This window comes from Azospira sp. I09 (genome assembly GCF_009177135.1).
Classification (GTDB): Bacteria; Pseudomonadota; Gammaproteobacteria; order Burkholderiales; family Rhodocyclaceae; genus Azospira; species Azospira oryzae.
The window spans coordinates 3471487-3497004 of record NZ_AP021844.1; the positions used below are offsets into that span (position 1 = coordinate 3471487).

Here is a 25518-nt window from a genome sequence, read left to right on the forward strand (position 1 = left end):
TCTGGAGGAAGCACCATGGCAAGAACCGTCAACTGCATCAAGCTGGGCCGGGAGGCCGAAGGCCTGGATTTCGCCCCCTACCCGGGCGAACTGGGCAAGCGCATTTTCGAGAACGTCTCCAAGGAAGCCTGGCAGCAGTGGATTCGCCTGCAGACCATGATCATCAACGAGAACCGTCTCAACCTGGCCGACCAGCGCCATCGCCAATACCTGGCCGAGCAGCTGGAAAAGCACTTCTTCGGCGAAGGCGCCGAACAGGTGCAGGGCTACGTGCCGCCGGCCGCCTGATTCCCGGCAGCACCCCCAACAAAAAGGCCGCAGATACTTCGATCTGCGGCCTTTTTGTTGGCCGGGGCATGGCCGGGGAGTAAGGAATTAGCTGTTGGCGATTTCCCGGTCGATCTCTTCCAGGGTGGCGTGGCGCACGTTGAGGCCCTTGACCATGTAGATCACGTATTCGGCGATGTTCTTGGCGTGGTCGCCGACCCGCTCGATGGCCTTGGCGATGGACATGATGTCAAGGGAGCGGGAGATGGTGCGGGGGTCTTCCATCATGTAGGTGATGAGCTGGCGCACCACGGAGCTGTATTCCACGTTCACCGCCTCGTCCTGGTGCACTACTTCGGCGGCGGCCGTGACGTTGAGGCGGGCAAAGGCGTCCAGGGCCGTGTGCAGCATCTCCAGGGACAGGTCGGCCATGTGCCGCAGTTCCACGTCCGGGGTGAAGGAGGTGTGCTGGGCGTTGAGGGCCAGGCCCAGGCGACCGATCTTGTGGGCCTTGTCGCCGATGCGCTCCAGATCGGAAATGGCCTTGATCACAGTGGTGATCATGCGCAGGTCGATGGCGGTGGGCTGGCGCTTGGCAATGACCTGGTTGCAGGCTTCGTCCAGTTCAATTTCCAGCTGGTTCACCCGGGCATCCTCCCGGACCACCGCTTCGAGCAGGCTGGTATCTGCAGCGTAGAGGCCCTGCATGGCCTTCTTCACCTGTTGCTCGACCAGTCCGCCCATCTGCAGCACACGGGTGCGCAGGCTTTCCAGCTCGATATCGAATTGCTTGTAGGTATGTTCGCTCATGGCTTCCATGGTCGCGGTCCTGTTGGGGTCAGAACCGGCAACGTTAGCAGGCTAATGTGACAGGGAAGTTTCAGCGCCCCCGCCTTTTCGGTCAAGCGCTAAGTGTCTTGACCCCTTCCGGGGTGCCCAGCAGCAGGATGTCGGCACCGCGGCGGGCGAAGAGGCCGTTGGTCACGACGCCGACGATCTGGTTGATGCGGCTTTCCAGATCCACCGGATCGGCGATGGAGAGGCCGTGTACATCGAGAATGATGTTGCCGTTGTCGGTAAGGAAGCCCTCCCGCAGCTTCGGCGTGCCTCCCAGCTTGGCCAGCTCCCGCGCCACCTGGGCCCGGGCCATGGGGATCACTTCCACCGGCAGGGGGAACTTGCCCAGGGCCTGGACCAGCTTGGAGCCGTCGGCGATGCAGATGAAGGTCTCGGCCACGGCGGCCACGATCTTCTCCCGGGTCAGGGCGCCGCCGCCGCCCTTGATCATGTGCAGCTTGGGCGTCACCTCGTCGGCACCATCCACATACACGGGCATGGAACTGACGTCGTTGAGGTCCAGCACCGGGATGCCGTGGCCCTTGAGGCGGGCGGCCGTGGCTTCGGAGCTGGCCACGGCGCCGCGGAAGCGGCCCTTCATGGCGGCCAGGGCGTCGATGAAACAGTTGGCGGTGGAGCCGGTGCCGACGCCGATGATGGCATCTTCGGCGACGCGGCTGGCCACGTAATCGGCAGCGGCACGGGCCACTGCCTGCTTGAGTTCGTCCTGGGTCATGGGGGAATCCGGTGGGGGCTGGAAAAGCCCTATTTTACCGGAGGGATTGGCCGCCGGCGGACTCAGGCCTCATTTTCCCGGTAGAGGATGAGCTGGTAGTCGGGGCCGCTCTCCTGGATGCCGGCCAGGCGGATGGGCTGGCGCTTGCCGCCGATGATGAGGTCGGCCCGGCGGTCCGGGGTGTAGGTGTCCGGCGGTACGGCCAGCAAGCGTTCCTCCCGGGAGATGAGGATGGCATCGAGCAGGCCCAGGCCCATGGCTTCGGGAATCTGCTCGTTCCAGGGGCAATCGGCATTCTTGTCCGCCAGCTGCACCTGGGCGCAGGCCGGGATGCCGGGGAAGACGGTCAGGCCGGCATTGGGCTTGCCGTGGCTGCGGCCGAGGCGGCGAATGATGCCGACCCGCCAGTCGATCTCGTGTTCGAGGCGATACCCCACCAGGGCGCCGATGCTGTGCCAGGGGCGGCGGAAGGGCAGGCGCGCGCCCAGGCCGGCGGCGCTCAGGTCCAGGCCTTCCCAGGTGTCGGTGATCTGCTGGATGCCCGTGCTTTCCAGGGCCTGGAGCACTTCCAGGGGGGTCTTGGGCGGCGCCTGCTTTTCCTCTTCGGGACGGGCGCCACCCTCGACCCGATGCAGGTCCAGGATGCGGACGTGGCCCTTGTAGTCCAGGGTGCGGCCGGAGCGGGCGAATTCGGCGGCGGCGATGGCGCGCCGGGCCATGGAGAGGCCGGCCACCACCAGCAGATTGGCCGCCAGGGGCGTACGTTCCTGCTGGCGCGTCGGTGGGGTGAGGGACCAATGCTGGATCAGCAGATGGAGGAGATCCATGGCCGTGCGGGTGTCGCACTGGCAGTTGTCCAGCCAATCCGGCAGCTTGCCGCTGGTTTGCAGAGTGGCGCGCAGCTTGATGAGTTGTGCCTGGGCCGGGCCGGGGCCGAAATAGCGCCAGGAAGGACCCATTTCCTGGCCGGGGCTGCAACGACTGGGGCCGTCGGTGGCTTCCAGATTGATGCGGAAAGGCGTCTGGGAGGTAAAGCTGTCGATGAACAGGCAGTGGGATTCCACCTTGCGGATGGTGCGGTCCAGTGCTTCCATCTGGGGCGGTGTCAGGTTGGACAGGGGCACGGACTCGAACAGGACTCCGACCAGGTATTCACGCCAGACGCTGGTGGTTTCCGGCAGGTCCGGGTAGGCACTGACCTTGCCGTGCAACAGCCCCAGGTTACGGGCCAGGAACAGGACTTCGTGGCAGGTCCTCCACCACAGGGCATCCGGTCCCACATAGTTGAACTGGGCGATCTTCTTGCCCCACACCAGGGCCTGCATGGTGCGTACCGCCAACTTGGTGAGGCGGGTGCGATCGGGTTCCTTGCCCGACTGGATTGCCTGCTGGGCCAGAGCTTCGAGCACGTGGCGATAGGCCTGGTAGGCGCTCCGGTAGTGGTGCTCCAGGGTCTTCAGCAGGCGATCGGCCAGGTAGTCCTGGCGGTTGTCGTTGAAATAATTGATCCAGGCTTCAGCCAGGGCCGGCTGGATGTTCTCGTCCAGGCGTTCCACTGCCCGGGCGACACTTTCCGGCGGCATGTCGGCGGAAAGCTGTTCCGGGTGTTCCAGCCACTGATCCACATCCTGCAGGGTGGTTTGCGGATTGACCCGCGGAATCTGGGCCAGATAGGCGTCAATCCCCTTGTCGCTGCCCAGGGGGTGATCGCTGCCAGAATTCTTCAGGCGGGAAGTGATCCAGTTAAGCATGATGGTCTGTCACGCAGGTGCAATAAGGGGAGGAGTCTATTCCTTTTTTCTTTGAAAATTAAGGAGTCTCGGGGTTCCCCCCGGTTTTGCGCAAAAAGTAAAAGGCCGCCCCGGGGTGGGCGGCCTTGCGGGGTGGTGCTTGCCGGCAGGTGGCGGCCGGCTTATTTCTTTTTCATCGGCGGCAGGTCGGTGCAGCTGCCGTGGGCCACTTCCGCCGCCATGCCGATGGATTCGCAGAGGGTCGGATGGGGGTGGATGGTCTTGCCGATATCCACTGCATCGCAGCCCATTTCCACGGCCAGGCAGACTTCGCCGATGAGGTCGCCGGCGTTCATGCCGACGATGCCGCCGCCCAGCAGGCGATGGCTTTCGGCGTCGAACAAGAGCTTGGTGAAGCCTTCCTCGGCGCCGTTGGCGATGGCCCGGCCGCTGGCCGCCCAGGGGAACACGGCTTTTTCAAACTTTATGCCATCGTTTTTGAGCTGGTCTTCGGTCTTGCCGGCCCAGGCGATTTCCGGATGGGTGTAGGCCACGCTGGGAATCTGCAGGGCGTCGAAGGCAGCCTTCTCGCCGGCGGCGACTTCGGCGGCGACGTGGGCTTCATGCACTGCCTTGTGGGCCAGCATGGGCTGGCCGACGATGTCGCCGATGGCGAAGATGTGAGGCACGTTGGTGCGCATCTGGGCATCGACGTTGATGAAGCCCCGGTCGGTGACGGCCACGCCGGCCTTGTCGGCGGCGATCTTCTTGCCGTTGGGAGTACGGCCGACCGCCACCAGCACCAGGTCGAAGGCTTCCTTCTCGCCGGTGGAGTAGGTGACCTCGATACCTTCGGCCTTGGCCTCGGCGGCGGTGACGCCGGTGGCCAGCAGGATGCGGTCGAAGCGCTGGGCGTTCTTCTTCTCCCAGACCTTGACCAGATCCCGGTCGGCGCCGGGCATCAGGCCCGGGCCCAGTTCCACCACGGTGATACGGGCGCCCAGGGCGCTGTACACCGTGGCCATTTCCAGGCCGATGATGCCGCCGCCGATGACCAGCATCTTCTTCGGCACCGAGCGCAGTTCCAGGGCGCCGGTGGAGTCGATGACCCGGGGATCGTCCTTGGGCATGAAGGGCAGGGCCACGGGCTGGGAGCCGGCGGCGATGATGGCGTTCTTGAACTTCACCACCTGCTTCTTGCCGTCGGCCGCGGTGACTTCAATGTGGTGCGGGTCGATGAAAGCCCCAACGCCCTGCACGTGCTGCACCTTGCGGCCCTTGGCCATGCCGGCGAGACCGCCGGTGAGTTTGCCCACCACCTTTTCCTTGTGGGCGCGCAGCTTGTCCACATCCACCTGGGGGGCGGCGAAGGTGACGCCGCAGTCGGCCAGGTGCTGGGCTTCTTCCAGTACCGCGGCTACATGCAACAGGGCCTTGGAGGGAATGCAGCCGACGTTGAGGCAGACGCCGCCCAGGGTCGGGTAGCGTTCCACCAGCACGGTCTTGAGGCCCAGGTCGGCAGAGCGGAAGGCGGCGGAATAGCCGCCGGGGCCGGCGCCCAGCACCAGCATGTCGCATTCGACGTCGGCGCCGCCGCCGTGGCTTCCAGCCACGGGGGCCGGAGCCGCTGCAGGAGCGGGTGCTGCCGCCGGGGCGGCGGGCTGGGGCGCCGGGGCAGCGGCGCTGGCACCTGCTTCCACCACCACGATCACCGTGCCTTCGGCCACCTTGTCGCCCAGCTTGACCTTGATTTCCTTGACCACGCCGGCAGCCGACGAGGGCACGTCCATGGTGGCCTTGTCGGACTCCAGGGAGACCAGGGGGTCTTCCACCTTCACCGTGTCGCCGACCTTCACGAACACTTCAATGACGGGCACGTCCTTGAAGTCGCCGATATCCGGGACCTTTACTTCAACCAGTTGGCTCATGTTCTCTCTCCCTTACAGCATGACCCGGCGGAAATCCGCCAGCAGCTTGGCCAGTTCGGCGTTGAAGCGGGTCGCCAGGGCGCCGTCGATGACGCGGTGGTCGGCGGAGAGGGACAGGGGCACGATCAGGCGCGGCACGAATTCCTTGCCGTTCCACACCGGCTTCATGCTGGACTTGGAAACGCCCAGGATGGCCACTTCCGGCGCATTGACGATGGGGCTGAAAGCCGTGCCGCCGATGCCGCCGACGGAAGAAATGGTGAAGGTGGCGCCCTGCATGTCGGCGGGCTTCAGCTTGCCGTCCCGGGCCAGCTTGGCCAGTTCGCCGGTTTCCTTGGCGATCTCCAGCACGCCCTTCTTGTCGGCGTCCTTCAGTACCGGCACCACCAGGCCGTTGGGCGTGTCGGCGGCGAAACCGATGTGGTAATACTTCTTGTACACCAGGTTGTCGCCGTCCAGGGAGGTGTTCAGTTCGGGGAACTGCTGCAGCACCTTGACGCAGGCCTTGATGATGAAGGCCAGCATGGTCAGCTTCTGGCCGCTCTTTTCGTTTTCCTTGTTCAACTGCACCCGGAAGGCTTCCAGGTCGGTGATGTCCGCGTCCTCGTGGTAGGTCACGGCGGGGATCATCACCCAGTTGCGCGCCAGGTTGGCGCCGGAAATCTTCTTGATGCGGGAGAGGGGCTTGGCTTCGATGGGGCCGAACTTGGCGAAGTCCACCTTGGGCCAGGGCAGCAGGTCCAGGGAGCCGCCGCCGGTGATGCCGCCGCCGCCCACCTGGGTGGGGGCCACGGTCTGGCCGGACATGACGCCCTTGATGTAGGCCTTCACGTCTTCGGCCTGGATGCGGCTCTTGGGGCCGGTGGCGGTGACCTTGGAGAGATCCACGCCCAGTTCCCGGGCAAAGGCGCGCACCGAGGGGGAGGCGTGCACCTTGCCGCCCAGGGCCAGGCCGTAGGGCGCGGCAGCGGGGGCCGGGGTGAAGGGCTTGGTGGGCGCGGGGCCGTCCAGTTCCGGCGGGATGACCGCGGGGGCGGCCGGTGCCGGTGCGGCAGCCGCAGGGGCTGCAGCCACGGCGGCCACGGCACCGGCGGCGCCTTCCAGCACCACCACCACACTGCCTTCGGAAACCTTGTCGCCGACCTTGACGCGCACTTCCTTGACCACGCCGACGGCGGAAGAGGGTACGTCCATGGTGGCCTTGTCGGACTCCAGGGAGCACAGGGCATCTTCCTGTTTCACCGTGTCGCCGACCTTGACGAACACTTCGATGACCGGCACGTCCTTGAAGTCGCCGATGTCCGGCACCTTCACTTCCACCGGGCCGGAGGCGGCCGGGGCCGGGGCGGCAGCAACAGGCGCAGGGGTCGCGGGGGCTGCTGCCACCGGAGCCGGCGCAGCGGCCTGGGGCGCGGGGACCGCCGCAGCGGCGCCGCTTGCGGCACTTTCCAGGATCACCACCACGCTGCCTTCGGCAACCTTGTCACCGACCTTGATCTTCACTTCCTTCACCACGCCGGCGGCGGAAGAGGGCACGTCCATGGTGGCCTTGTCGGACTCCAGGGAGCACAGGGGATCTTCCACCTTCACGGTGTCGCCCGGCTTGACGAAAATTTCGATGACCGGCACATCCTTGAAATCGCCGATGTCCGGGACCTTCACTTCAATGGTTTGGCTCATTGTTCTTCTCCGTCAGGCGATTAGCAGGTCTGGGGATTCAGCTTTTCGGGGTCCAGGCCGTACTTGACCAGGGCCGCAGCCACCTTCTCGCGCTCGATCTGGCCATCGTCGGCCAGGGCCTTGAGGGAGGCCAGGACGACCCAGTGGCGATCCACCTCGAAGAAGTGGCGCAGCTTCTCCCGGGTGTCGGAGCGGCCGAAGCCGTCGGTGCCCAGGGTGACGTAGCGGCGGTTGATGAAGGGACGGATCTGCTCGGAGTAGAGGCGCACGTAGTCGGTGGAGGCGATGACCGGACCGCGGGTGTCGTCCAGGCATTCTTCCACGTGGCTCTTCTTCGGCTTTTCCAGGGGGTGCAGCAGGTTCCAGCGGGCCGTGTCCTGGCCGTTGCGGGCCAGTTCGTTGAAGCTAGGGCAGGACCACAGGTCGGCTTCCACGCCCCAGTCGTTCTTCAGCAGTTCGGCGGCGGCCATCACCTCGCGGAAGATGGTGCCGGAGCCCAGCAGCTGCACGCGGGGAGCGTCGGAAGCGGCGCCCTTCTTGAACTGGTACATGCCCTTGACGATGTTGGCTTCGGCACCGGCCGGCATTTCGGGGTGCTCGTAGTTCTCGTTCATCACCGTCAGGTAGTAATAGACGTCCTCCTGCTCCTTGAACATGCGGCGCAGGCCGTCCTGCATGATCACGGCCACTTCGTAGGCGAAGGTGGGGTCGTAGGAGACGCAGTTGGGGATCAGGCCGGAGAGGATCAGGGAATGGCCGTCCTCATGCTGCAGGCCTTCGCCGTTCAGGGTGGTGCGGCCGGCGGTACCGCCCACCAGGAAGCCCCGGGCGCGCTGGTCGCCGGCAGCCCAGCAGAGATCCATGGTGCGCTGCAGGCCGAACATGGAATAGCAGATGTAGAAGGGCACCATCTGCACGCCGTGGGTGCTGTAGGCGGTGGCGGCGGCGATCCAGTCGGCCATGGCGCCGGCCTCGTTGATGCCTTCCTGCAGGATCTGGCCGTCCTGGGATTCCTTGTAGAACATCAGTTGGTCGTGGTCCTGGGGCACGTACTTCTGGCCCTCCTGGTTCCAGATGCCGACCTGGCGGAACATGCCTTCCATGCCGAAGGTGCGGGATTCGTCCGGCACGATGGGCACGATGTGGCGGCCGATGTTCTTGTCCTTGAGCAGGGTGGACAGGACTCGCACGATGGCCATGGTGGTGGAGATTTCCCGACCTTCGCCGGTGGCCTTGAGCAGGCCCTCGAAGGCGGAGAGTTCGGGCACCGCCAGGGGGGCGGCCTTCTCGCGGCGCTGGGGCAGGTAGCCGCCCAGGGCCAGGCGGCGTTCCCGCATGTAGGTCAGTTCCGGGGAGCCTTCCTCGAACTTCAGGTAGGGCACCTCGTCGATCTTGTCGTCCGGCACCGGCAGGTTGAAGCGGTCGCGCATGCGACGCAGGGCCTCGTGGCCCATCTTCTTGGTCTGGTGGGTGGTGTTCTGGGCCTCGCCGGCCTCGCCCATGCCGAAGCCCTTGATGGTCTTGGCCAGGATCAGGGTGGGCTTGCCCTTGTGTTCGGTGGCGGCCTTGAAGGCGGTGAAGATCTTGAACATGTCGTGGCCACCCCGGTTCAGGGCCCACACTTCGTCGTCGGTCCAGTCGGCCACCAGCTCCTTCAGTTCCGGCGTGTTGAAGAAGTACTCGCGCACGTAGGCGCCGTCCTTAGCCTTGAAGGTCTGGTACTCGCCGTCCACGCATTCCATCATGCGCTTCTTCAGGATGCCCTTCTTGTCGCGGGCGAAGAGGGCGTCCCAGTGGGTGCCCCAGATCAGCTTGATGACGTTCCAGCCGGCGCCGCGGAAGTCGCCTTCCAGTTCCTGGATGATCTTGCCGTTGCCGCGCACCGGGCCGTCCAGGCGCTGCAGGTTGCAGTTGATGACGAAGATCAGGTTGTCCAGCTTTTCCCGGGCGGCCATGCCGATGGCGCCGAGGGATTCCACCTCGTCCACCTCGCCGTCGCCGAGGAAGGCCCACACCTTGCGGCCTTCGGTCTGCACCAGGTTGCGGCACTGCAGGTACTTCATGAAGCGGGCCTGGTAGATGGCCTGCAGGGGGCCCAGGCCCATGGAGACGGTGGGGAACTGCCAGAAATCCGGCATCAGCCAGGGGTGGGGGTAGGAGGAGATGCCCTTGCCGTCCACTTCCTGGCGGAAGTTGTCCATCTGGTTCTCGGTCAGGCGGCCGAGCATGAAGGCACGGGCGTAGACACCGGGCACAGAGTGGCCCTGGAAGAAGATCAGGTCGCCGCCGTGGTTGTCGGAGGCGGCGTTCCAGAACCAGTTGAAGCCCACGTCGTAGAGCACGGCGGAGGAGGCGAAGGAGGCGATGTGGCCGCCCACGTTGGTGTGCTTGTTGGCCCGCACCACCATGGCCATGGCGTTCCAGCGGATGTAGGAGCGGATGCGCTCTTCCAGGTCCGGGTTGCCCGGGTAGTTGGGCTGCTTCTCGGCGGGGATGGTGTTGATGTATTCGGTGGTGGCGCTGTAGGGAATGTCCACGCCTTCCTCACGGGCCTGTCCGATGAGCTTCTCGATCAGGTAGTGGGCCCGGTCCGGGCCTTCCTTCTCGATCACGCCTTCGAGGGCGTCGACCCATTCCTTGGTTTCCTGGGGATCGGCATCAACCGATTGGGGAACTTCGGGCAGTGCTGCCATGGTTTGTCTCCTATTTGGAAGGACGTTTTTTTGTTGCGCACCGGGTGGGGCGGCAACACCTAGCTTAGACCGAAACGATAGCTTCGCCTAGCGAATTTCCACATTGTAAAAACACAGTTCGTATTGTGCAACATTGCACTGCAACATAGAGCAGGACTGGGCCTGGGGTGCCTGGCAGTCTCCTCGGCGGGCTGGTGGCCCCGGTGAGGGCGGCTCAGGGCACGTGGCGCAGGCGTACGCCGTAGGCATGGACCACCCGGCCGCCGCGGACCTCGCCCATGACCGGGGTGTCGAGCCGGTCGATGGCTTCGTGGTCGTTGGGGCTGAAGGGGCGCTCGTAGATCTGCACTACCCCTTCCACCTTGTCCCGCAGGTTCTCCAGGGCCGCCTTCAGGCGTGGGCCGTCGGTGCTGCCGGCCTGGCGGATGGCGGCAGCCAGCAGCAGCATGGCGTCGTAGCCCTGGGCCGCGGCTGAAGGCACCGGGATGCGGGGGGCGCCGCTGGCCTTCAGGTAGGCGTCGAGGAACTGGCGTCGCTTCAGGGAGGTGCCCTCGTCGATGAAGGTGAGGGGCATGCGTGCCCCTTCCGCATTGGGGCCGGCGTTGTCGATGAAGGAGGACATGGAAAGGGTCCAGCCGCCGATAAGGGGCGCCTCCCAGTGGAGCTTGGCACGGCCGTTGGCCAGGGCCGCCAGTTCCGGACCGATGCCGTAGGCCAGGATGGCTTCGGCGCCCGCGTCCCGGGCCCGCTGCAGCTGGCGGGTCAGATCGATCTCGCCCAGGTTGAAATGCTCGATGCTGACCGGCTTCAGGCCCTTGGCGGTGAGGGCCTTCTCCAGGTCCTCCCGGCCCAACTGGCCGTAGTTTGTGGTGTCGTGGATGATGGCCAGGCGCTTGAAGCGGCGCCGCTCCACCGCCTCCTCGACGATCATGGCCGCCTGGATGGCGTCGCTGTTGGAGACGCGGAAGACATAGTTCTCGGCGTAGTGGGGCTGCAGGAACTGCTTGGTGATGATGGAGCCGGTGGCCACGGCGGTGAGTACCGGAATGCGGGCATCCTGGAAGTAATGCTGGCTGGCCAGGGCTACCCCGGTATTGACGATGCCCACGGCGGCGGTCACCTTCATCTGCACCAGCTCCTGGGCGATGCGGCTTCCCCGCTGGTTGTTGGCCTCGTCGTCCCGCTCCACCAGTTGCAGGGGGCGCCCCAGGAGGCCGCCGCCGGCGTTGATCTCCGCCGTCGCCAGGCGGATGCCGTCGCGCATGGACAGGCCCATGGGGCTGGAGCCGCCGGTGAAGGGGCCGTACACGCCGATGCGGATCGGCAGGGGCGCCTGGGGGGCGGCCTGGGCCCAGGCAGGGGCCAGCAGCGCGATGGCCGCGGCGAGGAAGAGCGACAGTCGAGAAGGGAGGGCGGGCAGCATGGGGCGAGCCTACGGGATGGGTCGGGAGGGCGCCAATTCGGGTTATCCCGCAAGCCGCCATTATCCCATCGCCGCACCCCTCGCCGGGCCGCCGAGCCACTGCCCATGCGATACTCAGGGTAAACACCAATGGCCCGGCGCTTGTACGGGCAGCGAAGATTGAGACCCGAATTGCCTCCCAGCGCCATGCCGGACCGCGCCGAACCCGCCTCCCTGCCGTATAAAGCCGCCGTTGCCCGGGGCGGGTGGTACTGGCTCGTCCCCTACCTGGCCATCGTCCTCTTCGCCCTCACCATGTTTGCCCTGGTGGGCTACATCGACAAGCGGGATGCGGACGAGCGCCGCGCCATGGTGGAGCGGGACATGCAGTGGGCCGACCAGACCCTGCGCCTGCACCTCACCGCCAACCAGGATTTCCTCGTCCAATTGGGCCGCAACCTGGCCGACGGCGTGCTCGACTACGAGGATTTCCAGATCCGTGCCGCCCAGCACCTGGCCAACAATCCGGAACTGTCGGTGGTGCTGTGGGTGGACCCCAAGGGCAAGGTGCAGTGGGTGGCGCCCTTCGAGGCCACCGAATGGGTGGCCGGGGAAAGCCTGGACCCGACCCAGCAGGACCGCCTGGCCGAAGCCCTGCGTGGCGGCCGGCCCCTCTACGGCAGCACCTACCGCAACCGCCAGGGCGCCGCCTACTTCGATCTGACCATCCCGGTGCAGCGCTGGCGCGAGGACATGGGCGCCATCGTCGGCATCTACAGCACCGACGGCCTGCTGCGCCATCCGGTGCCCACCTGGTTCACCGAAAAATACCGCCTCACCCTGGAAGACGGGGAGGGCAAGGAAGTGGCGGCCAATACGGCGGTGCGCCCCACCAGCAAGGAACTGGCCTACCGCCTGACCCTGGAGCCGCCGGCCAACGGCCTTTCCCTGCGGGCCATCGCCTACGCCACCGACGATGCCTGGTCCCGCACCCTGCCGCCCCTGGTAATCGGCGCCCTGACCCTGGCCCTGATCTGGAGCCTGGCCCTGCTGCGGCGCGACGTGCAGCGCCGCCTGCAGGCGGAGAAGGAGCGGGACCGGCTGTTCTCCCTGTCCCTCGGCCTGCAGTGCATCGCCACCCTGGAAGGCAAGCTGCGCCGGGTCAATCCGGCTTTCGAGCGGGTCCTGGGCTATCCCCTGGGGGAGCTGCGGGACAAGTCCCTGCTGGACTTCGTGCACCCGGACGACATGGCCCTGGTGGTGGACATGCTGCGCCATCTGGCGGAAGGGGCGGCCCAGGAATTCGAGTGCCGCTTCCACAGCGCCAACGGCCAGGACAAGTGGCTGCTGTGGAGCATCAACCCGGTGCCGGAGGAGAAGCTGCTCTACGCCGTGGCCCACGACATCACCGACCGCAAGACCGCCGAGCAGGCCCTCACCGACGAATACGCCTTCCGCAAGGCCATGGAGGAATCCGTGTCCACCGGCCTGCGGGCCATCGACATGGAAGGCCGCATCATCTACGTGAACCCGGCCTTCTGCCGCATGCTGGGCTGGAGCGAGGCGGAGCTGCTGGGTCTCAAGCCCCCCTTCCCCTACTGGCCGCCGGAACACGCCCGCCAGCTGGCCACCAACATCGAGCTGACCCTGGCCGGCCAGGCCCCCGCCAAGGGCTTCGAGCAGCGGGTGATGCGCAAGAACGGCGAGCGCATGGACGTGCGCTTCTACATTTCCCCCCTGATCGACGCCAATGGCAAGCAGACGGGCTGGATGGGGGCCATGACCGACATCACCGAGCCGAAGCGGGTGCGGGGCGAACTGGAACGCTCCCAGGAGCGCTTCATGGCGGTGCTGGACGGCCTGGATTCGGCGGTGTACGTGGCCGACGCCAAGAGCGACGAAATCCTCTTCGGCAACCGGGCCTTCAAGAGCATCTTCGGTTTCGACGCCGTCGGCCGCAACTGCTGGGAAGTGACTGAAGCCTGCCGGCCGCCGGTGGGCGCCTTCGACTGCGACCTGCGCCTGCTCTCGCCGGAAGTGCTGCCGCGCCAGCTGTTCGACGGCGAGGTGCAGAACAGCCTCTCCGGCCGCTGGTACCACCTGCACGACCGGGCCATCCGCTGGGTGGACGGCCGGGTGGTGCGGGTGCAGATCGGCACCGACATCACCGAGCGCAAGCAGATCGAGGAAGTGAACCTGCAGCAGCAGAAGCGCCTGGAACAGACCTCGCGCCTCATCACCATGGGCGAAATGGCCTCCTCCCTGGCCCACGAGCTGAACCAGCCCCTGGCCGCCATCGCCAACTACTGCATGGGCTGCGTCAAGCGCATGAAGGGCGGCGCCGCCAAGCCGGAGGAGCTGCTGGGGGCCATGGAAAAGGCCAGCTTCCAGGCCGAGCGGGCGGGCAAGATCATCCGCCGCATGCGGGAGTTCGTGAAAAAGAGCGAGCCCAACCGGGGCCAGGTGCTGCTCGGCGACATCGTCGAGGAAGCCCTGGGCTTCGCCGAGATCGAGGCGCGCAAGCTGGGGGTGAACATCTGCGTGGACCTGCCGCCGGACCTGCCACCCCTGTTTGCCGACCGCATCATGATCGAGCAGGTGCTGCTCAACCTGGTGAAGAACGGCATCGAGGCCATGCGCGACACCCTGCCGGCGGAACGCCGATTGACGGTGTCCGCGACCCTCCCGGACAATCACAGCCTGGAGGTGGCGGTGGCCGACCGGGGTCACGGCCTCGGCAGCACCACCGCCGAGGAACTGTTCGCCCCCTTCTACACCACCAAGCCCGAGGGCATGGGCATGGGCCTGCCCATCTGCCGGTCCATCATCGAGTACCACAAGGGCCGCCTGTGGGCCGACGCCAATCCGGGCGGCGGCACCGTTTTCCGATTCACCCTGCCTTTGGAGGAATGAGGCCATGACGCAACACAACAGCCAGGAGAGCGCTGCCGTCGCCTCAACCCAGTGTGTCTACGTGGTGGACGACGACGAGGCCATGCGCGACTCCATGGTCTGGCTGATCGAGTCCGAAGGCTATCCGGTACGCGCCTTTCCCAGTGCCGAGGATTTTCTCGCCGCCTACACCGACGGCCTGGCCGGCTGCCTGGTGCTGGACGTGCGCATGCCCGGCATGAGCGGCCTGGAGCTGTACGAGCGGCTGGCGGCCCAGCGTTCCACCCTGCCGGTGATTTTCATCACCGGCCACGGCGACGTGCCCATGGCCGTGGCGGCCCTGAAGAAGGGCGCCGCCGACTTCATCGAGAAGCCCTTCAACGATACGGACATGCTGCGCCTGATCCGCCAGTGCATGGACCTGGATACGGAACGCCGCGCCCGCCGGGCCCGGGAAAATTCCGTGGCCAGCCGCCTGGCCCAGCTCACCGCCCGGGAGCGGGAGGTGATGGACCGGGTGGTGGAAGGCAAGCTCAACAAGCAGATCGCCGACGAGCTCAGCATCAGCATGAAGACCGTGGAGGCCCACCGGGCCCGGGTCATGGAAAAGATGGGAGTGCGCTCCCTGGCCGAACTGGTGCAGTGCGCCCTGGAGTCGAGCCAGGCCGAACGCTGACGGGGCATGGCCGGGGAGGCAGGCGGGACGGACCTGTCGGCGGTGCCTGCCCCGACAGGGCCGTGTTGACTGGGCCCTGGCTTGGGAGTCCAATCGCCCCCTGCCCCGGAAACGGGGATTTCCCCAATTTCATCTTGCGGGCCGGCGCGCTATCGTGGCGCCAACACTGCCCGGGAAAGAACCGTCATGCGCGTTGCCCTCTTCGTCACCTGTCTGGCCGACCTGATGCGGCCCAATGTGGCTTTTGCCGCCCTGAAACTGCTCAAGCTCGCCGGCTGCACCGTTGAAGTCCCCGAGACCCAGACCTGCTGCGGCCAGCCCGCCTACAACTCCGGCGACCGGGCCACTGCCCTGACCCTGGCGCGCAAGGTCATCGACGAGTTTGAAGGCTACGAATACGTGGTGCTGCCCTCCGGCTCCTGCGCCGGCATGATCCGCGCCCACTACGAAGAACTGTGCAAGGACGATCCGGCCCTGCTGGCCCGGGCCAAGAAGCTGGCGGCCTGCACCTATGAACTGACCGACTTCCTGGTGAACGTGGCCAAGCTGGAAAGCGTGCCCGGCGATTTCGCCGGCAGCATCACCTACCACGACTCCTGTTCCGGCCTGCGGGAACTGGGCATCAAGCAGCAGCCCCGCCAGCTCCTGGGCAAGATGGGCCAGGTGGAAATCAAGGAAATGAGCGAGGCCGAGACCTGCTGCGGTTTCGGCGGCACCTTCTCCCTCAAGTTCGGCGACATCTCCACCAAGCTGGCCGACAACAAGTGCGAGAACGCCTGCGCCACCGGGGCCGATGCCATCGTCGGCGGCGACCTGGGCTGCCTGCTCAATATCGAAGGCCGCCTGCGCCGCAAGGGCGACCGCAAGACCCAGGTGCTGCACGTGGCCGAAGTGCTGGCCGGCAAGCTCGACTAGATTCCGTTTCACCCCGGCCCCGGCTGCCGCCGGGCGCCCTTCTTCCGCCCTCATCAGGATCCGCCATGGAAATCCATTCCAACGACTTCAAGGCCCGGGCCCGGGAGGCCCTGGCCAATCCCAACCTGCAGAAGGCCCTCAAGCTGGTGCAGGTGAAGTTCGTCCCCGGCCGGGCTGCCGCTGCCGCCGAGTTCGGCGACTTCGAGGCCCTGCGCGACGCCGGCCGCGACATCCGCAACCGGGCCCTGGAAAACCTGGACCTGTGGCTGGAACGCTTCGAGCAGGAGGCCACCCGCCGCGGCGCCCAGGTGCACTGGGCCAGGGATGCGGCCGAGGCCAATGCCATCATCGTCGGCATCGCCCAGGCCAACGGCGTGAAGAAGGTGGTCAAGTCCAAGTCCATGGTGAGCGAGGAGTGCGGCCTCAACGACGCCCTGGAGGCGGCCGGCGTGACGCCCGTCGAAACCGACCTGGGCGAGTACATCCTGCAGATCAACGACCACGAGCCGCCCTCCCACATCGTCGCCCCGGTGATCCACAAGACCCGGGACGAGGTTTCCGACCTGTTCCACGCCAAGCACGGCAAGCCCCGTACCGAGGACATCGGCGCCCTGTGCCGGGAGGCCCGGGAAATCCTGCGGCCCCACTTCCTCTCCGCCGACATGGGCATTTCCGGCGCCAACTTCCTGGTGGCCGAGACCGGCTCCACGGTGATCGTCACCAACGAGGGCAACGGCCGCCTGTGCACCACCGTGCCCCGCATCCACGTGGCCCTCACCGGCATCGAAAAAGTGGTGCCGACCCTGGAGGACCTGTCGGTGCTGCTGCGCCTGCTGCCCCGTTCCGCCACCGGCCAGCCCATCACCAACTACGTTTCCATGAATACCGGCGTTGCCGGCAATGGCGATAGCGATGGCCCGGAGCAGTTCCACATCGTCCTGCTCGACAACGGCCGCTCCCGGGTGCTGGGTTCCGAGCTGAAGGAGATGCTGCGCTGCATCCGCTGCGGCGCCTGCATGAACCACTGCCCGGTATACCAGGCCGTCGGCGGCCATGCCTACGGCTGGGTCTATCCCGGCCCCATGGGCTCGGTGCTGACCCCCTCCTACGCCGGCATGGAGCACGCCCATGAGCTGCCCCACACCGCCACCGGCTGCGGCCAGTGCAGCGCCGTCTGCCCGGTGCGCATTCCCCTGCCCGAGCTGATGCGCAAGGAGCGGGAAATGCAGGTGGAGGCCGGCCTGCGGCCCTGGCAGGAGCGCCTCTCCCTCAAGCTGTGGGGCTGGAGCGCCAGCCAGTCCTGGCTCTACGGTATCGGCACGGCCATTGCCGCCCGCTTCCTCAAGCGCCTGGGCGGCGCCGACAAGCTGATCCACCGTCTGCCCCTGGGCGGCGGCTGGACCGACGGCCGGGACTTCCCGGCGCCGGCGGGTAAGACCTTCCGCGAGCTCTACCGCGCCCGCAAAAACCTGCACTGATAGGAGCCGCACCGATGAGTTCCCGCGACCTGATCCTCTCCCGCATCCGCGCCTCCATCGGCCGCGGCGCCCCGGCCGACGGTGCCGTGCTGGCGCCCCATCTGGCGGCCCGCACCCGGGGCCCCGCCCCCGGCGGCGCCTGGCGCGACAGCCGGGAAGGCCTGCTGCAGCGCTTCACCGAACGGGCCACGGCCCTTGCCTCCACGGTGGAACGGGTGCCGTCCTGGGCCGAAGTGCCGGCGGCGGCCGCTGCCTATCTTATTGCCCGGGAACTGCCGACCCGGGCCGTGTGCTGGCCCTCCCTGGCCGACCAGGCCTGGGCCGGCGCCGGCCTGCAGGTGGAGGCCCGTCCCTCCCGGGGCGACGATCTGGTGGGCATCACTTCCACCTTCTGCGCCGTGGCCGACACCGGCACCCTGATGCTGCTCTCCGGCGCCGACACCCATGCGGCCACCAGCCTGCTGCCGGAAACCCACATCGCCGTGGTGCCGGTGGAACGGGTTGTGCCCCTCATGGAAGACGGCTTCGCCCTGCTGCGGGCGGAAAAGGGCGAGGCGCCCCGGGCCGTCAATTTCGTCTCCGGCCCCTCCCGCACCGCCGACATCGAGCAGACCGTGACCCTCGGCGCCCACGGGCCTTACCGGGTGCATCTGATCCTGGTGGGCTGAGTTCGCCGCTCCCGTCATCCTGGGGATAAAAAAAGCCCGGTCGCCTTTTCGGCGCCGGGCTTTTTTGCGTCGGCCGATGTTGGCCCATGTTGGCAGATACAGGCCTCCGATCGGTCGCCGCTCAAGCCGGCCGGGAGCGCCGGGCCATCTCGACGGCCTGCTCCACGGCGGTGAACAGGCTGCCCGGATCGGCCTGGCCGGTGCCGGCCAGATCCAGGGCGGTGCCGTGATCCACCGAGGTGCGGATGATGGGCAGGCCCAGGGTGACGTTGATGCCCTGGCCGAAGGTGGCGAACTTCAGGGGCGCCAGGCCCTGGTCGTGGTACATGGCCAGGACGCAGTCGCCCCGGGCCAGTTGGGGCGGGGTGAACAGGGTGTCGGCGGGCAGGGGGCCGAGCAGTTCCATGCCTTCGCTCCGCAATTTTTCCAGCACCGGGGTGATGACCTCGATCTCTTCCCGGCCCAGGTAGCCCCCTTCGCCGGCATGGGGGTTGAGGCCGGCCACCAGGATGCGGGGTCGGGAGATGCCGTACTTGCGCGACATGTCGGCGTGCAGGATGCGCAGCACATCCTCCAGCACCGCCGGGGTGATGGCTGCCGGCACCTCCTTCAGGGGCAGGTGGGTGGTGGCCAGGGCCACCCTCAAGGGGCCGGGCTGGCCCAGGGGGCCGTGGCCGCCAATGGGCGAGGTGCCGGCCAGCATCATCACCACCAGGGGGGTGCCGGTCTTTTCCGCCAGGTACTCGGTGTGGCCGGTGAAGCCGCGGATGCCGGCGTCGTTGATGACGCCCTTGTGCAGGGGGGCGGTGACCATGGCGGCGAACTCACCCTGGAGGCAGCCGGCCAGGGCCCGGTCCAGCAGCTGGAGGACGTAGGGACCGTTGGCGGCATCCAGGCGGCCCGGGGCGGAGGGAGCGGCCAGGGGCAGGTGCAGCACTTCCAGGCTGCCGGCCGGGGCGGGGCGGTCCGGGGCGTAGTCGTGCAGGGGAACGTCCATCCCCAGCTGGGCGGCGCGCTGGCGCAGCAGTTCCTTGTCTGCCAGCACCACCAGACGGGCTTGTGCCGGGTAGCGGGCCAGGGCCAGGCACAGTTCGGGACCGATGCCGGCCGGTTCGCCGGAAGTGACGGCTAGGGTGGGGCGCATGGGGCAGACTCCGCAGGACTGAAATGCAAAAGGGGCCCGCAGGCCCCTTGGTGTTGCCGGGAGCTTACTGCTCTTCCCAGCGATACTCGACGTAGGCTCGGTCACGCAACTGGCGCAACCAATCCTGGTAGGCCTCGTCGGACTTGCGTTCGCGCAGAGCGTTGCGGGCGATGGCCCGCTGCCGGTCCTGGGAAACGTCCTGGACGCGGCGCTCCAGCACCTGGATCAGGTGCCAGCCGAACATGGACTGCACCGGCTGGCTGACTTCGCCCACTTTCAAGGCATCCATGGCCCGTTCGAATTCGGGCACGGTGTCGCCGGGATAGAGCCAGTCCAGGTCGCCACCCTTGGGGGCGGAGCCGTCCTGGGAATAGAGGCGGGCCAGCTCGGCAAAGTCGCCGCCGTGGTCCAGGCGTTCCTTGACGGCCTGCAGCTTGCGCTTGGCTTCGGCCTCGGACACCACCTCGTTCACCTTGATCAGGATGTGGCGGGCGTGGGTCTGCTGCACGGCGGGAATGGAGGCGCCGCCCTTCTTGGCCACCAGCTTGACGATGTGGAAGCCGTTGGGGCTGCGGATGATGGGAGACAGCTGGTTGGGCTGCATCTTCTGCACGGCTTCGGCAAAGACGGCAGGCATGCGGTCCAGGGCGCGGAAGCCCAGGTTGCCGCCTTGCAGGGCGTCGGGCGCGTCGGAGTAGGCAGCAGCCACCTGGGCAAAATCCTCGCCCTGTTTGAGGCGGTCGAGAATCTGCTCGGCCTTGGCCTTGAGCTTTTGCAACTGCTCGGGGCTGGCAGACTCGGGGGAACGTACCAGGATGTGGGCTACCTGATATTCCTCGGCGCTGCCGCCGGCGCTGGCGCCGGCCAGGTAGTTGTCGATTTCACCTTCGGAGATGAGCAGCTTGGCATCCACTTCCCGCTCCCGCAGGCGGGACACGGTGATTTCCTGGCGAATTTCCTCGCGGAACTTGGCGAAGGCGATGCCGTCCTTTTCCAGAGCCTGGCGGAACTGGGGCAGGGTCATCTTGTTGTTGGCCGCAATGCGGTTAAGGGCCATGTCCAACTGGGCATCCTCGATGCGGATGCCGTTTTCCTTGGCGAACTGAACCTGCACCTTGTCCACCACCATGCGCTCCAGCATCTGCTTCTCCAGCACGTCGGCCGGGGGCAGGGGCGTGCCCTGGCGGCGCAGCTGGCTGACCACGGAGTCGAGGCGCTGGCGCAGTTCGTTGAGGGTGATGACCTCGCTGTTGACCACGGCGATGATGCGGTCCGCCTCCACCGGGTCGGTACGCTGGCCGCGGTAGGTCTGGGCGTTGGCCTGGCAGGCCGCCAGGCAGAGCAGCAGGGAGAGCCAGTATTTCATCATGGTCTGCATTATTCCTCACCTCCGAACACCGGGTCGGCCATGGGCTGGTTGATGCGGCCGTAACCGGGGATGGTCCGGCGCAGCAGGGTCAGCGGATTGGAGCCGATGCGGGAGAAGTCGTTAAGTTCGAGCTGCACGAAGAAGGCGGTGGACGACGTATTGGCCGTCAGGGCGTAGCGCTGGATCACCCCGCGCACGACCCAGCAGCCGCCGTTGTATTCGAGGCCGGCAATGTTTTCCACCACCCGCTTTTCCTTCAGGGAGTAGTTGTAGCGGCCCACGCCGTACCAGCCGCGGCCCAGGGGCCATTGGCCTGAAACGTCCAGATTGCCCAGCACATCCCGGGTGTAACGGTAACCGGCATTGAGCACCTTGCCCAGTTCCGGCTGGTAGCGGCCGGCCACCGTCAGACGGTCGGTGCGGGCATCGAAGGGGTTGTATTCGACGGCGCCGTCGAGATAGGTCTTGGGCATGATCTGGCCGGAAGCAGCGGCCAGCCAGTTGGTGTTCTTGTGCTGGCGGGGTTTCTCGCCGGGCACGGTGACCATCTGGTCGTCGAAGTAGTAACGCTGGCCCACCAGGGCGCGGAAGTATTCTCGACCGGTGTTGGGGCCGATGAAGCGGGTGGTAACGGCGGCCGTGAGCTGGTTGGCGTCGCCGATGCGGTCCTGGCCGACGTAGCGGTTTTCCGAGAAGATCTGGCCGAAATTGAAGTCGGCGATGCCCGTGTCGAAAATCGGAATGTTGCTCTGGTCCTTGTTCGGCACATAGACGTAGTACAGCCGGGGTTCCAGGGTCTGGGTGAAGGCCGTGCCCAGCAGGGTGGTGTCGCGCTCGAAGGTGAGGCCGCTGTCCACGCTGAAGATGGGCAGGCTGCGGCTGATGCGATCCGGTACCGTCGCTGCCTGGTGGGACAGGCTGTAGCTGGTGACGTGCATGCCGATTTTCGGCGTCACGTAGAACGCCGGGAAGGTTAGGGGGAGAGATACCTGGGGGTAAACTATGGTGCGATCGCCTTCAACCTTGGTTCTGTGGCTGAAGGAGGAGAATTGGCCCATGAATGCTACATCCGTGCCGAAATAGTCTGGGCGCCGAGCATTGATCGATATCTGGGGAATAAGGTCGTAGGGAGCTTCTATACGATTGTCAATATCTGGTTGCAGCGTTTGATAACGATTGATATTGGCCGAGGCCGACCACCAAGTTGAGCCATAAGTCAGGATGCCCTGGCGGGGCAGCAGGGTCTGGGCACTGACACCGATGCGGCTGGAAAGGTCGGTGTAGAAGTAGTCGTCCGAAACCTTGTTCAGGTTCAGCAGGCCGGTGAAGCCGTTGCCGAAATTGTGGTTGTGCCAGATATTGACGGCGTAGCGGTTGTCCAGGTTACGCACGTTGTCGGTCGGCACATACTCGCCCCGGGCGTAGCCGCTGTAGTCGTAATTCAGGTAGCGCAACTCGCCGCCCAGCTGCAGGCCCCGCTTGGTCATCACCCGGGGGGCGATGGTGGCGTCCATGTTGGGCGCGATGTTCCAGTAGTAGGGCGTGGTCAGCGTGGCGCCGCTGAGGCTGTTGGTGCCGAAGGTGGGAGCGAGGAAGCCTGACTTGCGCCGGTTGTTGAGGGCGAAGCTCATGCTCGGCATGTAGAAGATGGGCACATCCTTGAAGTACAGGGTGCCGTTCTTGCCTTCGCCTTCCTCGCTGTCGTAATTGAGGTCGAGGGAGTCGGCCTTGGCGTACCAGTCGTTGTTGCCCGGGGCGCAGGTGGTGTAGGTGGCATTGGCCAGGCGAATATGGTTTTCACCGAGGAATTCCATCTTTTCCGACTGGCCGCGGCCGGTGGTCAGGGTGGTGCCCATGGCCTGGCTGTTTTCCCGCACGCCCCACACCGGCACCTTGCGCTCCTGGCGGATGGAGTAGGCGGCCTGGTCGAAGACGCCGGTGCTGTCGGAAAGACGCATCAACAGGCTGGGTCCGGATACCTTGGTGCCTTCCTGTTCATAGACCACGTTGCCGGTGGCCTCCACTTCGTCTTCGTTCTGCCAGTAAACCAGCCGGTCCGAGGTGAGGACGGTGTCGGAGCGGCGCATTTCGGCATCGCCTTCCAGCACGGCTTCCCGGTCGGCGACGCCGTACAGGCGGCGGGCGGTGAGGAAGGTGGGGCGGGCGTCGTCGTTCTTCGGCAGCGGTGTCATGTTGCGCGAACGACGCAGTGCCAGTGCCGGTCCCGGATCCCGCTCGGCGTAGGGCAGGGGGGCGGCGTTCTCGGTCTCCTCGCCGCGACGGCGGCGGGGCGGCAGGGCCGGGGCCATGGCTTCGGCTTCGGCCTGGGGGTCGGAGACTGCGTTCACAATCTGGGGCGGCGCCGCCGGCGCCGGCAGGGGGGCCAGGCCCAGCAGGGTCGGATCCACCTTGAGGGGACCGAGGGCCGTGCCACCCGCCGCCTCACCCTTGTGGGCGATGGGTGCGGGCGCTGCCGCCGCTGCCACGGTGCGGGCCGGAGCGGGCGTCGCTGCCGGCTCCCGGGCCAGGACTTCCGCCGGGGCCACCAGGGGCGCCCGGACAGCGCGCCGGCCAGGAGCGACGGCACTGGTTGTCGTGGCGCCAGCCGGGCTGGTGGCGGTCGCGGCAGTCGTTGTTGCCGGGGTTGCCGCCGGAGCCGCACCGGTGCTGGTGATGGGCGTGGCTGCAGGCGCCGCGGGACGGGCCACCTGGGTGGTTGCCGGAGCCGGTGGCAGGCCGAGCAGGGCCGGGTCCACCCGCAGCGGTGCCAGACCGCCGCTGGCCTGGGCGGCCTGGGGAGCCGGACGGGCAGGGGTGGGATAGGTCACGGCCGCCGGGGCGACGGTGGCCGGGCGGGAGGATTCCGCCGCCGGAGTCGTCACGGGCACCACCGGGGCCGGCTGGGTCACGGGCGGGGCGGCGACGATCGGTGCGGCGGGTGCCGCCGCCTTGCGGGCGGGGGCGGCCGGTGCCGGCGCGGGCTGGGGAGCGGGAGCCGCCACGGCTTTGGTGGCCGGTGCCGGCTTGGCGGCTGCCGGCGCGGGGCCATCGTTGTTCAGTTCCTTGCTCGGGATCGGCTCCGGAGCGGTCACCGGGGTGGCCGTGGCCCGGGGGGCGCTTTCCGCTTCGGCGGGACGGGGGGCAGGCTTGGGTTTGGGTTGGGCCGGCGGCAGGCCGAGCAGGGTCGGATCCACACTCAGCGGCGTCATTCCCTGGGCGAGCGCTTCCTCGGGTAGGGAGCCGAGAACGGCACCGGCAAAGCCGCAGCAGAGAAGGAGCGCCAGAGGGCGACGGGCAAATGGCATGGACAGGGAATTCAGGGAAATCGGTGGGCATGCCGCGGCGAAGCCCCGTGAGGCGTGCAGCGTGGATGCTAAAATCGCCGCATTTTAGCATCTTCGAACGAGGAGAAGCGGCATGCCGCGTACCGCCCAGCTTCAGGCCTGGCTAGAGAGTCAGTTTTCCGGTGCAACCTTCAGCCTGACCCCGGCTTCCGCCGATGCCAGCTTCCGGCGCTATTTCCGCGTCAGCTTTGCCGACGGCAGCCCTTCCCGCATCGTCATGGATGCGCCGCCGAGCCACGAAGACTGCGCCCCCTGGCTGCATGTGGAGCAGCTGCTGCGGGGCGCCGGGGTGCATGTGCCGGAGGTTTTCGCTGCCGACCTGGCCCAGGGTTTCCTGCTTCTTTCCGACCTGGGGAGCACCACCTACCTGTCGGTGCTGGACGGGGAAAACGCCGGGGCCCTTTACGGCGAGGCTGTGGATGCCCTGGTCCGCATCCAGCAGGCCAGCCGGCCCGGGGAACTGCGTCCCTACGATGCGGCCCTGCTGCAGCGGGAGCTGGATCTGTTCCCCGAATGGTATGTGGGCAAGCACCTGGGCAAGACCCTCAGCGACAAGCAGCAGCATGTGCTGGACGACGTCTTCACCAAGCTGCTGGCCAACAACCTGGCTCAGCCCTCGGTGTATGTGCACCGGGATTACCACTCCCGCAACCTCATGGTGACCATTCCCAATCCGGGCATCATCGATTTCCAGGACGCGGTGTACGGCCCCATCACCTACGACCTGGTGTCCCTCTTCCGCGATGCCTACATCCAGTGGGAAGAGGATCAGGAACTGGACTGGGTCATCCGCTACTGGGAAAAGGCGCGCAAGGCCGGCCTGCCGGTCCATGCCAATTTCGACGATTTCTACAAGGACTACGAGTGGATGGGGGCCCAGCGCCAGCTCAAGGTCCTGGGCATCTTCGCCCGCCTCTGCCATCGGGACGGCAAGGACGGCTACCTGAAGGACATGCCCCGGGTCATGTCCTACCTGCGCCGCACCTGTGAGCGCTACGGCGACCTGCGGGCCCTGGCCCGGCTCCTCGACGAGCTGGAGCCCCAGGGTGAAGTCCAGGTGGGCTACACCTTCTGATGCGGGCCATGATCCTGGCGGCGGGGCGCGGCGAACGCATGCGCCCCCTCACCGACACCTGCCCCAAGCCCCTGCTGCCGGTGGGCGGCAAGCCCCTCATCGTCTGGCACCTGGAGCGCCTGGCCGCCGCGGGCTTCCGCGAGGTGGTGATCAACCATGCCCACCTGGGGGCGCAGATCGAGGCCGCCCTCGGCAATGGTTCCGCCTGGGGCCTGCATCTCGCCTATTCGCCCGAGCCGCCGGGTGCCCTGGAAACCGCCGGCGGCATCGTCCAGGCCCTGTCCCTGCTGGGAGAGGAGCCTTTCCTGGTGATCAACGGTGACGTTTATTGCGACTGGGATGTGGGCCGGGCGCCGGCATTGACCCTGGGCGAGGACCAGGCCCATCTGGTGCTGGTGCCCAATCCGCCCCAGCACCCGGAAGGGGATTTTGCGCTGGCAGATGGGCGGGTGACGGATGCCGGCACACCGCGCCATACCTTCGCCGGCATCGGCCTCTATCGCCCCGCCCTCTTTGCCGGACTCGTGGCCGGCCAGCCGGCCAAGCTGGCGCCCCTGCTGCGCCAGGCCATGGCCCGGGGCCTGGTGGGGGGCGAGTTGTACCGGGGGCGCTGGGAGGATGTGGGCACGCCGGCCCGCCTGCAGGCCCTGGATGCGGAACTGGGCGGTGCCGCCCGGGTCTAGC

The 25518-nt window shown here is 66.8% G+C and carries 18 protein-coding genes; 8 read left to right on the top strand and 10 right to left on the bottom strand.

The genetic code is table 11. The features are described 5' to 3' along the window. Window positions 1–15: 15 nt before the first annotated feature. The gene (locus AZSP09_RS16295) at window positions 16–288 is read left to right on the top strand and encodes an oxidative damage protection protein (RefSeq protein WP_152090640.1); all 273 of its coding nucleotides are present in this window, start codon (window positions 16–18) and stop codon (window positions 286–288) included. Window positions 289–375: 87 nt separating this feature from the next. On the opposite strand, the gene phoU is transcribed toward AZSP09_RS16295, so the two are convergent. From phoU to AZSP09_RS16330, 7 genes are all read right to left on the bottom strand, one after another. Beyond that, window positions 376–1086 carry a phosphate signaling complex protein PhoU gene (gene phoU, locus AZSP09_RS16300; RefSeq protein WP_014236661.1) on the bottom strand — a complete coding sequence of 237 codons (711 nt, stop codon included), beginning with the start codon at window positions 1084–1086 and terminating at the stop codon, window positions 376–378. Between the two features lie 82 nt (window positions 1087–1168). Next, window positions 1169–1840, bottom strand: a complete 672-nt coding sequence (gene rpiA, locus AZSP09_RS16305) for a ribose-5-phosphate isomerase RpiA (RefSeq protein WP_152090641.1) — start codon at window positions 1838–1840, stop codon at window positions 1169–1171. A 62-nt stretch (window positions 1841–1902) separates the two neighbouring features. Continuing rightward, on the bottom strand, window positions 1903–3591 hold the full coding sequence (locus AZSP09_RS16310; RefSeq protein ID WP_014236663.1) for a hypothetical protein: 1689 nt from the start codon (window positions 3589–3591) through the stop codon (window positions 1903–1905). A 161-nt stretch (window positions 3592–3752) separates the two neighbouring features. Next, window positions 3753–5498: a dihydrolipoyl dehydrogenase gene (lpdA, locus tag AZSP09_RS16315; protein ID WP_152090642.1), complete on the bottom strand. Its 1746-nt coding sequence runs from the start codon at window positions 5496–5498 to the stop codon at window positions 3753–3755. A gap of 12 nt (window positions 5499–5510) precedes the next feature. Further along, window positions 5511–7178: a dihydrolipoyllysine-residue acetyltransferase gene (gene aceF, locus AZSP09_RS16320; RefSeq protein ID WP_152090643.1), complete on the bottom strand. Its 1668-nt coding sequence runs from the start codon at window positions 7176–7178 to the stop codon at window positions 5511–5513. Window positions 7179–7198: 20 nt separating this feature from the next. Then, window positions 7199–9871, bottom strand: coding sequence for a pyruvate dehydrogenase (acetyl-transferring), homodimeric type (gene aceE / locus AZSP09_RS16325; RefSeq protein WP_152090644.1), 2673 nt, complete (start codon window positions 9869–9871; stop codon window positions 7199–7201). Window positions 9872–10085: 214 nt separating this feature from the next. Beyond that, entirely contained in the window at window positions 10086–11294 is a 1209-nt protein-coding gene (locus AZSP09_RS16330) for an ABC transporter substrate-binding protein (protein WP_014236667.1), read from the bottom strand. A gap of 186 nt (window positions 11295–11480) precedes the next feature. Here AZSP09_RS16330 and AZSP09_RS16335 point away from each other — a divergent pair, with 186 nt between their 5' ends. The 5 genes from AZSP09_RS16335 (at window position 11481) to AZSP09_RS16355 (ending at window position 17902) form a co-directional block, all read left to right on the top strand. Continuing rightward, the gene (locus tag AZSP09_RS16335; protein ID WP_152090645.1) at window positions 11481–14186 is read left to right on the top strand and encodes a PAS domain-containing sensor histidine kinase; all 2706 of its coding nucleotides are present in this window, start codon (window positions 11481–11483) and stop codon (window positions 14184–14186) included. Window positions 14187–14190: 4 nt separating this feature from the next. Further along, window positions 14191–14841, top strand: coding sequence for a response regulator transcription factor (locus tag AZSP09_RS16340; protein WP_014236669.1), 651 nt, complete (start codon window positions 14191–14193; stop codon window positions 14839–14841). A 186-nt stretch (window positions 14842–15027) separates the two neighbouring features. Then, complete coding sequence (locus AZSP09_RS16345; RefSeq protein WP_014236670.1) at window positions 15028–15756, top strand: (Fe-S)-binding protein; 729 nt, start codon at window positions 15028–15030, stop codon at window positions 15754–15756. A 65-nt stretch (window positions 15757–15821) separates the two neighbouring features. Continuing rightward, a complete protein-coding gene (locus AZSP09_RS16350; RefSeq protein WP_152090646.1) occupies window positions 15822–17234 on the top strand; it encodes a LutB/LldF family L-lactate oxidation iron-sulfur protein in 1413 nt (470 codons plus the stop codon). Between the two features lie 14 nt (window positions 17235–17248). After that, window positions 17249–17902 (top strand): LutC/YkgG family protein, encoded by a 654-nt coding sequence (locus AZSP09_RS16355; protein WP_014236672.1) that lies wholly within the window; start codon window positions 17249–17251, stop codon window positions 17900–17902. Between the two features lie 121 nt (window positions 17903–18023). Here the strand turns inward: AZSP09_RS16355 and pdxA are convergent, their stop codons facing one another. From pdxA to lptD, 3 genes are all read right to left on the bottom strand, one after another. Continuing rightward, window positions 18024–19046: a 4-hydroxythreonine-4-phosphate dehydrogenase PdxA gene (gene pdxA / locus AZSP09_RS16360; RefSeq protein ID WP_152090647.1), complete on the bottom strand. Its 1023-nt coding sequence runs from the start codon at window positions 19044–19046 to the stop codon at window positions 18024–18026. Between the two features lie 64 nt (window positions 19047–19110). Then, window positions 19111–20424 carry a peptidylprolyl isomerase gene (locus tag AZSP09_RS16365; RefSeq protein ID WP_152090648.1) on the bottom strand — a complete coding sequence of 438 codons (1314 nt, stop codon included), beginning with the start codon at window positions 20422–20424 and terminating at the stop codon, window positions 19111–19113. Next, window positions 20424–23720: an LPS-assembly protein LptD gene (gene lptD, locus AZSP09_RS16370; RefSeq protein ID WP_232058812.1), complete on the bottom strand. Its 3297-nt coding sequence runs from the start codon at window positions 23718–23720 to the stop codon at window positions 20424–20426. The genes AZSP09_RS16365 and lptD overlap by 1 nt, the downstream gene beginning before the upstream one ends. 112 nt (window positions 23721–23832) lie before the next feature. On the opposite strand from lptD, the gene AZSP09_RS16375 reads away from it, so the two are divergent. Both AZSP09_RS16375 and murU read left to right on the top strand, forming a co-directional pair. Then, the gene (locus tag AZSP09_RS16375) at window positions 23833–24834 is read left to right on the top strand and encodes an aminoglycoside phosphotransferase family protein (RefSeq protein ID WP_152090649.1); all 1002 of its coding nucleotides are present in this window, start codon (window positions 23833–23835) and stop codon (window positions 24832–24834) included. Beyond that, window positions 24834–25517, top strand: coding sequence for an N-acetylmuramate alpha-1-phosphate uridylyltransferase MurU (murU, locus tag AZSP09_RS16380; RefSeq protein WP_152090650.1), 684 nt, complete (start codon window positions 24834–24836; stop codon window positions 25515–25517). The genes AZSP09_RS16375 and murU overlap by 1 nt, the downstream gene beginning before the upstream one ends. Window position 25518 lies beyond the last annotated feature (1 nt).

Excerpts from the sequence above, each read along its gene's own strand:
- AZSP09_RS16295 (WP_152090640.1), top strand. The coding sequence starts at position 16 with ATGGCAAGAACCGTCAACTGCATCAAGCTGGGCCGGGAGGCCGAAGGC.
- phoU (WP_014236661.1), bottom strand. The coding sequence starts at position 1,086 with ATGGAAGCCATGAGCGAACATACCTACAAGCAATTCGATATCGAGCTG.
- rpiA (WP_152090641.1), bottom strand. The coding sequence starts at position 1,840 with ATGACCCAGGACGAACTCAAGCAGGCAGTGGCCCGTGCCGCTGCCGAT.
- AZSP09_RS16310 (WP_014236663.1), bottom strand. The coding sequence starts at position 3,591 with ATGCTTAACTGGATCACTTCCCGCCTGAAGAATTCTGGCAGCGATCAC.
- lpdA (WP_152090642.1), bottom strand. The coding sequence starts at position 5,498 with ATGAGCCAACTGGTTGAAGTAAAGGTCCCGGATATCGGCGACTTCAAG.
- aceF (WP_152090643.1), bottom strand. The coding sequence starts at position 7,178 with ATGAGCCAAACCATTGAAGTGAAGGTCCCGGACATCGGCGATTTCAAG.
- aceE (WP_152090644.1), bottom strand. The coding sequence starts at position 9,871 with ATGGCAGCACTGCCCGAAGTTCCCCAATCGGTTGATGCCGATCCCCAG.
- AZSP09_RS16330 (WP_014236667.1), bottom strand. The coding sequence starts at position 11,294 with ATGCTGCCCGCCCTCCCTTCTCGACTGTCGCTCTTCCTCGCCGCGGCC.
- AZSP09_RS16335 (WP_152090645.1), top strand. The coding sequence starts at position 11,481 with ATGCCGGACCGCGCCGAACCCGCCTCCCTGCCGTATAAAGCCGCCGTT.
- AZSP09_RS16340 (WP_014236669.1), top strand. The coding sequence starts at position 14,191 with ATGACGCAACACAACAGCCAGGAGAGCGCTGCCGTCGCCTCAACCCAG.
- AZSP09_RS16345 (WP_014236670.1), top strand. The coding sequence starts at position 15,028 with ATGCGCGTTGCCCTCTTCGTCACCTGTCTGGCCGACCTGATGCGGCCC.
- AZSP09_RS16350 (WP_152090646.1), top strand. The coding sequence starts at position 15,822 with ATGGAAATCCATTCCAACGACTTCAAGGCCCGGGCCCGGGAGGCCCTG.
- AZSP09_RS16355 (WP_014236672.1), top strand. The coding sequence starts at position 17,249 with ATGAGTTCCCGCGACCTGATCCTCTCCCGCATCCGCGCCTCCATCGGC.
- pdxA (WP_152090647.1), bottom strand. The coding sequence starts at position 19,046 with ATGCGCCCCACCCTAGCCGTCACTTCCGGCGAACCGGCCGGCATCGGT.
- AZSP09_RS16365 (WP_152090648.1), bottom strand. The coding sequence starts at position 20,424 with ATGCAGACCATGATGAAATACTGGCTCTCCCTGCTGCTCTGCCTGGCG.
- lptD (WP_232058812.1), bottom strand. The coding sequence starts at position 23,720 with ATGCCATTTGCCCGTCGCCCTCTGGCGCTCCTTCTCTGCTGCGGCTTT.
- AZSP09_RS16375 (WP_152090649.1), top strand. The coding sequence starts at position 23,833 with ATGCCGCGTACCGCCCAGCTTCAGGCCTGGCTAGAGAGTCAGTTTTCC.
- murU (WP_152090650.1), top strand. The coding sequence starts at position 24,834 with ATGCGGGCCATGATCCTGGCGGCGGGGCGCGGCGAACGCATGCGCCCC.